14 protein-coding genes are annotated in these 12,949 nt (G+C 61.0%); 11 read left to right on the forward strand and 3 right to left on the reverse strand.

The annotated features are described in order from the left end of the window. The first annotated feature begins 98 nt into the window (after positions 1–98). The 10 genes from ACR0J1_RS11400 to ACR0J1_RS11445 all read left to right on the forward strand — a co-directional run bounded on the left by ACR0J1_RS11400 (position 99) and on the right by ACR0J1_RS11445 (position 8,276). Positions 99–956, forward strand: coding sequence for an HpcH/HpaI aldolase/citrate lyase family protein (locus ACR0J1_RS11400; RefSeq protein WP_480732941.1), 858 nt, complete (start codon positions 99–101; stop codon positions 954–956). A 7-nt stretch (positions 957–963) separates the two neighbouring features. Further along, a complete protein-coding gene (locus ACR0J1_RS11405) occupies positions 964–1,518 on the forward strand; it encodes an NnrU family protein (protein WP_480732942.1) in 555 nt (184 codons plus the stop codon). Between the two features lie 12 nt (positions 1,519–1,530). Beyond that, positions 1,531–1,737, forward strand: a complete 207-nt coding sequence (locus tag ACR0J1_RS11410) for a DUF1737 domain-containing protein (protein WP_480732943.1) — start codon at positions 1,531–1,533, stop codon at positions 1,735–1,737. After that, entirely contained in the window at positions 1,734–2,762 is a 1,029-nt protein-coding gene (locus ACR0J1_RS11415; protein ID WP_480733049.1) for a MaoC family dehydratase, read from the forward strand. Before ACR0J1_RS11410 ends, ACR0J1_RS11415 begins: the two co-directional genes overlap by 4 nt. Before the next feature lie 65 nt (positions 2,763–2,827). Next, complete coding sequence (locus tag ACR0J1_RS11420; RefSeq protein ID WP_480732944.1) at positions 2,828–3,502, forward strand: DUF1194 domain-containing protein; 675 nt, start codon at positions 2,828–2,830, stop codon at positions 3,500–3,502. Between the two features lie 204 nt (positions 3,503–3,706). Next, positions 3,707–4,093 carry a succinate dehydrogenase, cytochrome b556 subunit gene (gene sdhC / locus ACR0J1_RS11425; RefSeq protein WP_480531955.1) on the forward strand — a complete coding sequence of 129 codons (387 nt, stop codon included), beginning with the start codon at positions 3,707–3,709 and terminating at the stop codon, positions 4,091–4,093. Positions 4,094–4,105: 12 nt separating this feature from the next. Then, on the forward strand, positions 4,106–4,477 hold the full coding sequence (gene sdhD / locus ACR0J1_RS11430; RefSeq protein WP_480732945.1) for a succinate dehydrogenase, hydrophobic membrane anchor protein: 372 nt from the start codon (positions 4,106–4,108) through the stop codon (positions 4,475–4,477). A 19-nt stretch (positions 4,478–4,496) separates the two neighbouring features. After that, positions 4,497–6,302, forward strand: coding sequence for a succinate dehydrogenase flavoprotein subunit (gene sdhA, locus ACR0J1_RS11435; protein WP_480732946.1), 1,806 nt, complete (start codon positions 4,497–4,499; stop codon positions 6,300–6,302). Positions 6,303–6,314: 12 nt separating this feature from the next. Continuing rightward, complete coding sequence (locus tag ACR0J1_RS11440) at positions 6,315–7,094, forward strand: succinate dehydrogenase iron-sulfur subunit (protein ID WP_480518305.1); 780 nt, start codon at positions 6,315–6,317, stop codon at positions 7,092–7,094. Positions 7,095–7,412: 318 nt separating this feature from the next. Further along, positions 7,413–8,276, forward strand: a complete 864-nt coding sequence (locus tag ACR0J1_RS11445; protein ID WP_480732947.1) for an urea carboxylase-associated family protein — start codon at positions 7,413–7,415, stop codon at positions 8,274–8,276. Here ACR0J1_RS11445 and deoD read toward each other — a convergent pair whose 3' ends face one another. The 3 genes from deoD to ACR0J1_RS11460 form a co-directional block, all read right to left on the reverse strand. Then, complete coding sequence (gene deoD / locus ACR0J1_RS11450) at positions 8,277–8,987, reverse strand: purine-nucleoside phosphorylase (protein WP_480732948.1); 711 nt, start codon at positions 8,985–8,987, stop codon at positions 8,277–8,279. A gap of 18 nt (positions 8,988–9,005) precedes the next feature. Then, the gene (locus tag ACR0J1_RS11455; RefSeq protein ID WP_480732949.1) at positions 9,006–9,314 is read right to left on the reverse strand and encodes an H-NS histone family protein; all 309 of its coding nucleotides are present in this window, start codon (positions 9,312–9,314) and stop codon (positions 9,006–9,008) included. Between the two features lie 116 nt (positions 9,315–9,430). Further along, positions 9,431–11,398, reverse strand: coding sequence for a protein meaA (locus ACR0J1_RS11460; RefSeq protein ID WP_480732950.1), 1,968 nt, complete (start codon positions 11,396–11,398; stop codon positions 9,431–9,433). Positions 11,399–11,545: 147 nt separating this feature from the next. On the opposite strand from ACR0J1_RS11460, the gene ACR0J1_RS11465 reads away from it, so the two are divergent. Next, positions 11,546–12,877 carry a 1-acyl-sn-glycerol-3-phosphate acyltransferase gene (locus ACR0J1_RS11465; RefSeq protein WP_480732951.1) on the forward strand — a complete coding sequence of 444 codons (1,332 nt, stop codon included), beginning with the start codon at positions 11,546–11,548 and terminating at the stop codon, positions 12,875–12,877. The last annotated feature ends 72 nt before the right edge of the window (positions 12,878–12,949 follow it).

A 12,949-nucleotide genomic window follows, 5' to 3' on the forward strand; every position in this document is an offset into this window, starting at 1 on the left:
CGTTGCACCGCGTATGCTGCAATGCGGCGATTTTCCTCTTGAACTTTCCGTCAAAAAATGCCCCATTCCGCGCAACATTATTTCAAAGGGAGAGGCCCGTGGACCCCCGTCACCGCCCCTATCGTTCCGTTCTCTATATCCCCGGCTCGCGCGACCGGGCTCTGGATAAGGCCCGCAACCTGCCGGTGGATGCGATCATCTTCGACCTTGAAGATGCGGTTGCCGCCGATGAAAAGGAAAACGCCCGCGCCACGCTGGCGACCGCTCTGGCCGCCGGAGGGTACGGCGCCCGCGTCAAGATCGTGCGGATCAACGGACTGGATACCGAATGGGGCCGCGCGGATGCCGAGGCCGTGCGCGACATGGGCGCGGATGTGGTCCTGTTGCCCAAGGTGGAAACGCCCGCTCACGTGGATGCGCTGGCGGCGATCACCGGCGATCTGCCGATCTGGGCGATGATGGAGACCCCGCGCGGGATGCTGAACGCGGCCCAGATCGCGGCCCATCCGCTGATGGCGGGGTTTGTCATGGGCACCAATGATCTGGCCAAGGACCTGCGGACCCGGTTTCGCCCCGACCGCCTGCCGATGATCACCTCGTTGGGCCTGTGCCTGCTGGCCGCCAAGGCCGAGGGGCTGATCATCGTGGATGGCGTCTATAACGCCTTCAAGGATGCCGACGGGCTGGCCGCCGAATGCGAACAGGGCCGCGATATGGGCTTTGACGGCAAAACACTGATCCACCCCGCGCAGGTCGATATTGCCAACGCGGCCTTTGCGCCCTCGGACGCCGAGGTCGATCTGGCCCGCCGCCAGATTGCCGCCTTTGACGCGGCGCAGGCGCAGGGGCAGGGGGTCGCCGTGGTCGATGGCAGGATTGTTGAAAATCTGCACATTGTAACTGCCCGCGAAACTCTGGCAAAAGCAGAGGCGATAACAGCTTTGCAAGCGGGGTAGGCCAGCAATGGGCTTTGTTCTTCTGATCCTTGGTGTGGCGCTTTGGTGGGCCGCACATCTATTCAAACGCGTGATGCCGGAACGGCGCGCGGCGATGGGCGACGCAGGCAAGGGCGCGGTGGCGCTGGCGCTGGTCGCGGCGGTGTTGCTGATGATCTTTGGCTATCGCATGACCGACACCGTCTTTGTCTGGGCCCCGCCCAGCTTTATGGTGCATATTAACAACCTGTTGGTGCTGATCGCGATCTGGATGATGAGCCCCGCAGGCCAGAAAGGCCGGCTGTTGCACCGGATGCGCCACCCCCAACTGGCCGGGTTCCGCGCCTGGGCCTTTGCGCATCTGCTGGTCAATGGCGATCTGGCTTCAATCATCCTGTTCGGCGGATTGTTCCTGTGGGCCATGGCCGAGGTGGTCGTGATAAACCGTGCCCAGCCCGACTGGGACCCGGGCGAACCGGGCACCTATGGCAAGGACGCGATGTTCTTTGTGGCCTCGATCGTGTTGTTCGTGATCATCGGCTATATCCACGGGCTTGTCGGCCCTTCACCCTTCCCCTCGTAAGGAGCTGACATCATGGCGAAACTTTATCGCTTGCTGACCGAGGAAGACACGTCCGCCTTCTGCCACAAGGTCTCAGACGCGCTGGCCAAGGGGTGGTCGCTATATGGCGATCCCTCTTACGCCTTTGACACGGCCAACAACGTCATGCGTTGCGCGCAGGCGGTGACCAAAGAGATCGAGGCCGACTACACCCCCGACATGAAACTGGGACAGCAATAATGAAAACAAACCCGGGCCGTTTTTTCGAGGATTACACCGTCGGACAGGTGCTGCATCACGCGGTACCCCGCACAGTGACGGATGGTGAGCGTGCGCTGTACCATGCGCTCTATCCTGCGCGCCATGCGTTGTATTCCTCGGATGAATTCGCCCGGAATTGTGGCCTGCCGCAAAGCCCGATCGACGATCTGGCGGCGTTCCATGTGGTCTTTGGCAAAACCGTCCCCGACATCTCGCTGAACGCGGTCGCAAATCTGGGCTATGCCGAGGGGCGCTGGCTGCAACCGGTCTATCCCGGCGATACCCTGCGCGCCGAATCCGAGGTGATCGGGCTCAAGCAGAACTCGAACGGCAAGACCGGCGTGGTCTGGGTCCGCACTCGCGGTCTGAACCAGCGCGACGAGGTGGTGATCGAATATGTCCGCTGGGTGATGGTGCGCAAATCGAACCTCGATGCGCCTGCGCCCGAGACGGTTGTGCCCGATTTGAAACCGGCGCTTGCGGTGGATGATCTGGTGGTGCCGCAGGGCCTCGATTTTTCGAAATATGATTTTGTACAATCCGGACAATTCGACCGTTGGGGCGCGTACAAAACGGAAGAAATGATCGATCACGTCGATGGCGTGACGATCGAAGAGGCTGAGCACATGCTGGCCACTCGCCTCTGGCAAAACACCGCCAAAGTTCATTTCGACCTCACCTTCCGCCCCGAGGGTCGGCTGATCTATGGCGGCCACGTGATCTCGCTGGCGCGGGCTTTGTCGTTCAACGGTCTGGCCAATGCGCAGATGATCGTGGGCCTGAACGGCGGTGCTCATGCCAATCCCTGTTTCGCGGGGGACACGATCAAGGCGTGGTCGCAGGTTCTGGACAAGGCCGAAACCGCCGTGCCCGGCGTCGGTGCGATCCGGCTGCGGCTGGTGGCCACCAAGGGCGGCGCGCCGTTCCAGCTGCGCGACGAGGCCGGGAAATACCTGCCGGATGTGCTACTGGACCTTGATTACTGGGCGCTGATGCCGATCTGAGTCAGCCGCGTTTTTGCTGACACGGAAGTGATCGCAGGTGGCGATTTCCGTGTTAGGTTTGGCCCATGATGGTTCTGCGTTCCCTTCTAACCTGTCTCTGCCTTGCGCCGCAGGCCCATGCCTGCGACCTGGCGCTAGCCCTTGCGGTCGACGTGTCCGGGTCGGTGGATTCCGAGGAATACCGCATCCAGATGGACGGCCTTGCAGCAGGTCTGCGCGATCCGATCGTGTCCGAGGCGCTGGTGCGCGGACAGGCCCGGCTGATGCTGGTGCAATGGACTGGCAGTACCCGCCAGCGGGTCACAATTCCCTGGACGCAGATCGACAGTTTCGCCACGCTCGACCGTTTCGCGGGCCAAGTGGCCGAGGACCCGCGCGTCTGGCGCAACTTCTCGACCGCAATCGGCGAGGCGCTTGAGATGACGATCGCCCATTTCGACAGCGTGACCGACTGTACGCGGCATCTGATCGATCTGTCGGGCGACGGGATATCGAACGAGGGGATCGAACCGGGCACCCTGCACGGCAAGCTGCGCGATCGAGGCGTCACCGTGAACGCCATCGCCATCGAGGAAAGCGAACCGGATCTGACAGCCTATTTCTTTGAGAATGTGATCGTGGGCGAGGGGGCCTTTGTCGTTTCGGCGGCGGGGTTTGCCGATTATCCCGAACGCATCCGCAAGAAGCTGCTGCGCGAGGTGACACAGCAAACGGCGGGGCTTGAACGGTCTATGCCATAGATTCGTGATCACATTGGTTTTCCATTGAAAACGCTAACATTGGTGACCGTGAATGCAATTTGTGATCACGAGATTATTTTGTGTGATCACGAATTGGATTTATCGGATGATTTGCGCCGGATTTAACGTTTTTTGCACCTGCAGCGCGTGACAGTGTCGCAAAAAACAGTAAAAGGTTCGGTAGCCAACCGAAAAGGAGCCGCCATGGCCGATGTAAATCGGGGCAATCGCCCGCTTTCGCCGCATTTGTCGATTTATCGACCTCAGCTGACGTCGGTCACATCCATCCTGACCCGGATCACCGGCAATGCCCTGGTTGTGGCAGGGCTGCTGATCGTCTGGTGGTTCCTGGCCGCAGCAACCTCGCCCGAGGCGTTCGAGCGCGCAAACTGGTGGCTGACCTCGGTGCTGGGCGATCTGGTGATGGCGCTGTCGCTCTGGGGGCTTTGGTATCACACGCTGGCCGGTGTACGGCACCTGATCTGGGACAACGCGGTTGGTCTGGACCTGCCCACAGCGATGAAGCTGGGCTGGGCGGTTGTCATCGGCTCGGTCGTGCTGACCCTGCTGACCCTGCTGATCGTCGCGTAAAGGAGGCCAGATATGCGTTACCTGACAGACCGCAAACGCGCGACGGGCCTTGGATCGGCCAAGGCGGGCACAGCTCATTTCTGGCGGATGAAGGTCAGCTCGGTGGCTTTGCTGATCCTTGTGCCGCTGTTCATCTTCACATTCGGCCCCGTACTGGGCCAGCCCTATGATGTGGTGCTGGACTATTACTCGCGCCCCTTCCCGGCCATCGTGGCAGCCCTGACGCTGGTGATTGGCTTCAAACACTTTGCCGAAGGCGCGCAGGTGATGCTTGAGGACTATGTGCATGGCGTTGCCGAGAAGCTGCTGATCATCCTGACCACCTGCCTGTCCTATGGTGCAGCGGCCGCTGGCCTTTTTGCCATCGCGCGCATCGCCCTTTGATTCTCCGGAGCTGAAAGAAATGGCTGCATACGAATACGAAACGCATGAATATGACGTGGTTGTGGTCGGCGCCGGTGGTGCCGGGCTGCGTGCCACACTGGGCATGGCCGAACAGGGCCTGCGCACCGCTTGTGTGACCAAGGTGTTCCCGACCCGCTCTCATACCGTGGCGGCACAGGGCGGCATTGCTGCTTCGCTGTCGAATATGGGGCCGGACCATTGGCAATGGCATATGTACGACACCGTCAAGGGCTCGGACTGGCTGGGTGACACGGACGCGATGGAATATCTGGCGCGCGAGGCCCCCAAGGCGGTTTATGAGCTGGAACATTACGGCGTACCGTTCAGCCGGACGGAAGAGGGCAAGATCTATCAGCGCCCCTTTGGCGGCCACACCACCGAATTCGGCGAAGGCCCTGCGGTGCAGCGGACCTGTGCTGCTGCCGACCGGACCGGCCACGCGATCCTGCACACGCTTTATGGTCAAAGCCTCAAGAACAACGCCGAGTTCTACATCGAATATTTCGCCATCGACCTGATCATGTCCGATGATGGGCAATGTCAGGGCGTCGTCTGCTGGAAGCTGGACGACGGCACCATGCATGTGTTCAACGCCAAGATGGTGGTGCTGGCGACCGGCGGTTATGGCCGGGCCTATTTCAGCGCGACCTCGGCCCATACCTGCACCGGCGACGGCGGCGGCATGGTGGCCCGCGCGGGTCTGGCGCTACAGGATATGGAATTCGTGCAGTTCCACCCCACCGGCATCTACGGCTCAGGCTGTCTGATCACCGAAGGGGCCCGGGGTGAGGGCGGATACCTGACGAACTCGGAAGGCGAACGGTTCATGGAGCGTTACGCGCCCCAATACAAGGACCTTGCGCCGCGTGACTATGTCAGCCGTTCGATGACGATGGAAATTCGCGAGGGTCGCGGGCACGGGGATGACGGGGATCACATTCACCTGAACCTGAGCCACCTGCCTTCTGAGGCGCTGGCCGAGCGTCTGCCGGGCATTTCGGAATCGGCGCGCGTGTTTGCCGGCGTCGATGTGACCCGGGAACCGATCCCGGTTCTGCCCACCGTGCATTATAACATGGGCGGCATCCCGACGAACTATTGGGGCGAGGTGCTGAACCCCACCGCCGACAACCCCACCGCTGTGGTCCCCGGTCTGATGGCCGTGGGCGAGGCCGGATGTGCCTCGGTCCACGGGGCGAACCGGCTGGGGTCGAACTCGCTGATCGACCTCGTGGTCTTTGGCCGCGCGGCGGCGATCCGGGCGGGCAAGGTTGTGGATGCGGATGCGTCCAACCCGGTCTTGAACCAGACCTCGGTCGACAAGGCGTTCGACCGGTTTGACGCGGTGCGCAACGCCAGCGGTGCAATCCCCACTGCCGATCTGCGGCTTGAGATGCAAAAGACCATGCAGTCGGATGCGGCGGTGTTCCGGACGTCCAAAACCATGGCCGACGGCGTCGAGAAGATGACTGCCATCGCGGCCAAGATGGACGACCTGAAAGTCTCGGACCGCAGCCTTGTCTGGAACAGTGACCTGATGGAATCGCTGGAACTGACCAACCTGATGCCAAGCGCGCTGGCCACGATCGTCGGGGCCGAGGCGCGCAAGGAATCCCGCGGTGCCCACGCGCATGAGGATTTCACCGAGCGGGATGACGAGAACTGGCGCGTCCACACCGTCAGCCGGGTCGAGGGCAACAAGGTCGAGCTTAGCTATCGCCCCGTCGTCGTCGATCCCCTGACCACCGAAGACGAAGGCGGCATCAGCCTGAAGAAAATCGCGCCCAAGGCGCGGACGTTCTAAGGAGAGGAACACATGGTACAACTGACCCTCCCCAAGAATTCGCGCATCACGACGGGCAAGACATGGCCCAAGCCCGATGGCGCGACCAATGTGCGCAAGTTCCAGATCTATCGCTGGAACCCGGATGACGGCCAGAACCCGCGCGTCGATACCTATTTCGTCGACATGGACACATGCGGGCCGATGGTTCTGGACGCGCTGATCAAGATCAAGAACGAGATCGATCCGACCCTGACCTTTCGCCGGTCCTGCCGCGAAGGCATCTGCGGGTCCTGTGCGATGAATATCGATGGGATCAACACGCTGGCCTGTATCTATGGCATGGATGAGATCAAGGGCGACGTGAAGATTTACCCGCTGCCGCATATGCCGGTGGTCAAGGATCTGATACCGGACCTGACCCATTTCTATGCCCAGCACGCCAGCATCATGCCGTGGCTGGAAACCAAGACCAACCGTCCGGCGAAGGAATGGAAGCAGTCGATCGAGGACCGCCGCAAGCTGGATGGTCTCTATGAATGCGTGATGTGCGCCAGCTGCTCGACCTCGTGTCCGAGCTATTGGTGGAACGGTGATCGCTATCTTGGGCCTGCCGCGCTGCTGCATGCCTATCGCTGGATCATCGACAGCCGCGATGAGGCGACGGGTGAGCGTCTGGACGAATTGGAAGATCCGTTCAAGCTGTATCGCTGCCACACCATCATGAACTGCGCCAAGACCTGCCCGAAGGGTCTGAACCCGGCCAAGGCGATTGCTGAGATCAAGAAGATGATGGTGGAACGCGCCGTCTGATCCGGAGCCTGAGGGCCGCGAGACGGTCCACTGCGGACTCGGAGGGCTTGAAAAGCCTGCGCTGATGGGCAAAGCAGAGATATGCCTGTTCTTTTGCTTTTGCTGGCCGCTGGTGTGTTCGCCTATTTCTTCTGGCGGTCGCGGACATCGTCGCTGACGCGCGAATGCCGTTGGCGGCAGCACCGCAGCGCCGGGCAGTGGCGCTGCAGCTTTTGCGGCGCTGTTTCTCAGGCCGAAGCCCGGCCGACCCGTTGCCTGAAGGGGCAGGGTTAGACGCGGGGCTTCCCCAGCGGGGCGAACTGCGCCAGTCTTGGGGGCATGACCGAATCTCAAACCCTCCCCCAGCCGCCGAAAGACGCCGAGGCCCGCCGTGCCATCGCGCCTGTGATCTGCTATCCCAACGACGATCTGCCTCCGCCGGATCTGACGCTGTACCAAACCGCGCGCAGCACCGCGCATAAGACGGGCGAGGTGTTGATCCCTGCGCGAGAGGCGCGCTGTTTCGAAGTGCCCGCCGGGCATTTCTTTCGGATCACCTCGGTCGAGGGCCCACAGGTGGGCGATCTGAACCTATGGAACTTGAATGACCTGTCCGAGCGGTTCTATTCCGGCAAGACCCGCGCGCTGCATGGCACCCATCTGACGACCGGAGAGCGGATGTGGTCCAGTTTTCCGCATATGCGCCCGATGGCGACGATCATCGCGGATACGCTCGGGTGGTATGGCATTGATGACTATGGCGGCTCGGTCCATGACGTGATCGGCACCAGATGCGATCCCTATACCGGGAACCTGCTGTCTGGAACGCAGTACCACCATTGTTGCCATTCCAACCTGACCCGCGCGCTGGCGGATCATCAGGGCATCCCCTTGGCGCAGGCGGAACCGGCGGTGCATGATGTGCTGAACGTGTTCATGTGCACCGGGTTCACGCGGGATACCGGGCAGTACTTCATGAAAGCCTCACCCGTGCGTCCCGGCGATTACCTTGAGTTCTTTGCCGAGATTGACCTGTTGGGCAATCTCAGCGCCTGTCCCGGCGGCGATTGCTCGTCCGAGCATTCCTCGGACACCGCGCCGTGTCACCCGTTGCTGGTCGAGGTTTTTGCCCCAGCCGAGGGTGCATTGAACGGCTGGAGCAGCCCCGCGCGAAACGCTTATGATCGCACGCATGGGCTTTGATCAGCTGGCGGGGAATGCCGCCCCCAGTGCGATCTCGACCATGTCGCCAAAGCTGCGCTCGCGTTCGGATGCGGGCAGCGCCTCGCCGGTCAGAAGGTGGTCTGATACGGTCAGCACTGCCAGCGCCCGGCATTTGTGGCGCGCGGCGAGGATGTAAAGCTCGGCGGCTTCCATCTCGACGCCCAAGATTCCGTGACGCACCATCTGTTCGTTCAGGTCCGGGCGTTCATCATAGAATACGTCCGAGGAATAGATGCCGCCCACATGGGTTGGCGTGCCCTTGGCCTGCGCCGCAGCGGCAGCGGCCTGCAGCAGACCCCAATCGGCGCAAGGGGCGAAGTTCATCTCTTTCATGATCCCGCGCGACGGGGTGCTGAGCGTGGTCGAGGTCATCGCCAGAATGACATCGCGCACGTTCACACTGTCCTGCATTCCCCCACACGACCCGATGCGGATCAGGGTCTTTGCCCCGTAGTCCCGGATCAGTTCGTTGGCGTAGATCGACAGCGAGGGCATCCCCATGCCGCTGCCCTGAATGGTGACGGGATTTCCATTCCAGGTGCCGGTGAATCCCAGCATTCCGCGAACGTTATTGACCTGTCTGGCGTCTTTCAGAAAAGTCTCAGCCGCCCATTTCGCCCGATAGGGATCGCCGGGCATAAGAACGGTTTCGGCTATTTCGCCTTTTTCGGCTCCGATATGAATTGTCATTTGGCCACAGACCTCCGCTCAGATTTCTAGATCGGAAATATCGGCCCCGGCTTTCAGGGCATCGTGAATCCATTGCGGCTTGCGCCCCCGACCCGTCCAGGTCTGCGACTTATCGTTCGGATTGCGGTATTTGGCCGCCGCTTTGGTGGGCTTTGCGCTGTCAGATGACAATTCGGATAGGGAAAAGCCAAACTCTGCGGCTGCTTTCTCGGCTGCTTTCAGCGCTTCCTTGCGTTCGCGCGTCTCGGCACCTTTCAGCGCCTTTTCGACCTGAGTGCGCAATTCCAGCAATTCCTTGCGCGACATTTTTTCAAGATCGATTGCCATTTTGTTTCTCCACATCCTGAATTCCCACGCCATCGGCATTGGGAAATTGAAATTTCCGGCCCTGTTTATTCTTTTTTGGCCGGAAATAGAAATGGAGATTTATCGGCGCGCCGGTGTTATTCCGCCGCGATATTTTTCGGGTCTGCCAAAGTGATGATATCGCCCATGATTGCGTTTAGCTCAAAGTTCTTGGGCGTATAGATTTCGGCCACCCCCATGGTGCGCAGGGCTTCGGCGTCTTCGTCGGGAATGATGCCGCCGACGACGACGGGGATATCGCTCAGACCTTCCTGTTTCAGCCGGGTCATCACGTCCTGAACCAAAGGCAGATGACTGCCCGACAGGATCGACAGGCCGATCACGTGCGCATCGTCTTCGCGAGCGGCGGTCACGATCTCTTCGGGCGTCAGGCGGATACCGTCGTAGCTGATGTCCATGCCGCAATCGCGGGCGCGGAAGGCGATCTGTTCGGCCCCGTTGGAATGCCCGTCCAGCCCCGGCTTGCCGACCAGGAATTTCAACCGACGCCCCAGCTTGTCGCTGACCGCATCCACGGCGGCGCGCAGATCGTCCAGCCCTTCGGTCTTGTTCGAGACCGAGCCGGACACGCCGGTAGGTCCGCGATAGGTGCCATAGGCCTTGCGCATTTCCTCGGCCCATTCGCCAGTGGTGACGCCCGCCTTGGCCGCCGCGATGGAGGGGGCCATCACATTGGCACCCGATTGGGCGGCCTCGCGCAGGTCTTTCAGCGCCGTTGCAACGGCGGCGTCATCACGACCGGCGCGCCAGTCGTTCAGACGCCCGATCTGCTCCTGCTCGACCGCCGGGTCGACCACCATGATGCCACCATCTTCGGTCTGCAGGGGCGAGGGTTCGCCCTCGGTCCATTTGTTCACGCCAACTACGACGGTCTCATTGCGTTCAATGCGGTTCAACCGCTCGGCATTCGAATCCACCAGCCGGGATTTCATATATTCGATCGAGGCGACGGCCCCGCCCATCGAGTCCAGATTTGCCAGCTCCGCCCGCGCGCCGTCCTTGAGGTCTTCGACTTTGGCATCAACCACCGGGTTGCCGTCAAACAGATCGCCATATTCCAGCAGGTCGGTTTCATAGGCCAGAATTTGTTGCATCCGCATCGACCATTGCTGATCCCATGGGCGCGGCAGGCCGAGCGCCTCGTTCCATGCGGGCAATTGCACGGCGCGGGCGCGGGCTTTCTTGGATAGGGTCACGGCCAACATCTCGATCAGGATGCGATAGACGTTGTTCTCGGGCTGCTGCTCAGTCAGACCCAGAGAATTCACCTGAACGCCATAGCGGAATCGGCGGAACTTGGGGTCCTCGACGCCATATCGTTGTTGCAGGATTTCATCCCAAAGATCGACAAAAGCGCGCATTTTGCACATTTCGGTAACAAACCGGATGCCCGCGTTCACAAAGAATGAAATCCGCCCGCACAGAGCCGGGAAATCCTCGGCTGGGACACGGGGGCGTAATTCGTCCAGCACCGCGATCGCCGTGGCCAGCGCATAGGCCAGTTCCTGTTCGGGCGTCGCGCCGGCCTCTTGCAGGTGATAGGAACACACGTTCATCGGGTTCCATTTCGGCACGTTGGTATAGCAATACTCGGCCACATCCGCGATCATCTTCAGCGACGGTTTCGGCGGGCAGACATAGGTGCCACGGCTCAGGTATTCCTTGATCAGATCGTTCTGAACGGTGCCCTGCAGTTTCGAAACATCCGCACCCTGTTCCTCGGCCACCGCGATATAGAGCGCCAGCAGCCAAGGTGCTGTCGCATTGATCGTCATCGAAGTGTTCATCTGCTCCAGCGGAATCTGATCGAACAGCATCCGCATATCGCCCAGATGACAGACCGGCACGCCGACCTTGCCGACCTCACCGCGCGCCAGCACGTGATCGCTGTCATAGCCCGTTTGCGTCGGCAGATCGAAAGCCACGGACAGCCCGGTCTGCCCCTTCGCCAGATTTGCACGATACAGCGCGTTCGACGCCTGCGCCGTCGAATGGCCGGCATAGGTTCGGATCAGCCAGGGGCGGTCTTTCTGCGTCTGCGTCATCGGGCGGGCCTCGTGGGTCAGTGAGCAACAAAATTACGTCCATAGCCGGTAAATCGTAATTTTTAGCTCGTGTCAATTCGCTGCGTCGCGGCATAGGATGCTTTCTGCAGATTGTGAGTGCCGGTGATTGATGGCACTGTGCGCGCCATGACTCGGACCGTGGAACTTCCGCTGTGGCTGTTTGTGCTGATCGTGCTGTTTGCCGCGGTCACTTTTGCCTCGCATTTTCTGTTCCCGTCGGTGCGGTGGTTTTTCCGCCGCAGGCTGGAACGCGCGGTGGCGCGGCTGAACAAACGCCTGCAGCGCCCGATCCAGCCGTTCAAGCTGGCTGGGCGGCACGATATGATCCAGCGGCTGATCTATGACCCGCAGGTCAGCAAGGCCGTGCAGCAACATGCCAAACAGGAAGGCGTGCCCGAGGCCGTTGCCTCGGAACTGGCCCGCCGCTATGCGCGCGAGATTGCACCGTCGTTCTCGACCGTAGCTTATTTCAGCGTCGCGATCCGCTTTGCGCGGATGCTGAGCAATGCCTTCTACAATGTCCGGCTGAGTTACGAGGACAAGGCGGCGCTGGACAATATCGACCCCGATGCGACGGTCATCTATGTGATGAACCACCGCAGCAATATGGATTACGTGCTGGTCACCTATCTGGCGGCGGATCATTCCACCTTGTCCTATGCGGTGGGCGAGTGGGCCCGTGTCTGGCCGCTCAGCCGTCTGATCCGCGCCATGGGGGCCTATTTTATCCGGCGCAAATCGGGCAGCGATCTGTATCGTCAGGTGTTGGCCAGCTATGTCCGCCACGCGACCGAGGCGGGTGTGACGCAGGCCATGTTCCCCGAAGGCGGGCTGAGCCTGACCGGGCAGCCGGGTCGCCCCAAGTTGGGTCTGCTGAAATACATGGTCGATGGCGCTGACCCGCAGGGGCGGGACGTCGTGTTCGTGCCTGTTGCTTTGAACTACGACCGGGTGCTTGAAGATACGGTTCTGACAGCGGCGGCGATGGACAGTGAGCGCCGGTTTCGCGCCCGGATCGGCGTCATCACACGCTGGACGCTGAAACAGATCTGGCAACGCGTTGTCGGGCGGTACCGGCGGTTCGGCATCGCATCGGTGCGCTATGCCGAACCCATTTCGCTGCACGCCTTCCGCTCGCAGTATAAGAGAGACCTGACCACCGATCTTGCTCGGGAACTGATGCAGAGGATCGGGGCTGCGATCCCCTTCGCGCCGGTGCCTGCGGTCTGCCATCTCATTCAGCAAGAAGGGGCAACCCCCGAGGCGGAGGTAAAGGCCCGGCTGCAGGGCCCGGCCGCCGAAGCCTTGGCGCAGGATAGCGGGCAGGCCATCGAAGACGCCATCGCGCAACTGGTCGAACGCCGGATATTGGTGCGCCGGGACGGGCTGCTGTGCCCGTCCGGTCAGCGGGCCGAGTTGCTGGATTATTATGCGGCCTCTTCGGCACCGACCGGCTGACGCCGTTTATGCCGCAACTGCATAAGCTATTTCTGCGACTGCTGGGTTATAAAGTTTCAAAATATTGCCAAT

Source organism: Ruegeria sp. CJ3 (assembly GCF_056536725.1).

Coding starts and splice junctions, on each gene's coding strand:
- sdhD (WP_480732945.1), top strand. CDS start 4,106: ATGCGTTACCTGACAGACCGCAAACGCGCGACGGGCCTTGGATCGGCC.
- sdhC (WP_480531955.1), top strand. CDS start 3,707: ATGGCCGATGTAAATCGGGGCAATCGCCCGCTTTCGCCGCATTTGTCG.
- ACR0J1_RS11455 (WP_480732949.1), bottom strand. CDS start 9,314: ATGGCAATCGATCTTGAAAAAATGTCGCGCAAGGAATTGCTGGAATTG.
- ACR0J1_RS11410 (WP_480732943.1), top strand. CDS start 1,531: ATGGCGAAACTTTATCGCTTGCTGACCGAGGAAGACACGTCCGCCTTC.
- ACR0J1_RS11465 (WP_480732951.1), top strand. CDS start 11,546: ATGACTCGGACCGTGGAACTTCCGCTGTGGCTGTTTGTGCTGATCGTG.
- deoD (WP_480732948.1), bottom strand. CDS start 8,987: ATGACAATTCATATCGGAGCCGAAAAAGGCGAAATAGCCGAAACCGTT.
- ACR0J1_RS11460 (WP_480732950.1), bottom strand. CDS start 11,398: ATGACGCAGACGCAGAAAGACCGCCCCTGGCTGATCCGAACCTATGCC.
- sdhA (WP_480732946.1), top strand. CDS start 4,497: ATGGCTGCATACGAATACGAAACGCATGAATATGACGTGGTTGTGGTC.
- ACR0J1_RS11440 (WP_480518305.1), top strand. CDS start 6,315: ATGGTACAACTGACCCTCCCCAAGAATTCGCGCATCACGACGGGCAAG.
- ACR0J1_RS11445 (WP_480732947.1), top strand. CDS start 7,413: ATGACCGAATCTCAAACCCTCCCCCAGCCGCCGAAAGACGCCGAGGCC.
- ACR0J1_RS11420 (WP_480732944.1), top strand. CDS start 2,828: ATGATGGTTCTGCGTTCCCTTCTAACCTGTCTCTGCCTTGCGCCGCAG.
- ACR0J1_RS11405 (WP_480732942.1), top strand. CDS start 964: ATGGGCTTTGTTCTTCTGATCCTTGGTGTGGCGCTTTGGTGGGCCGCA.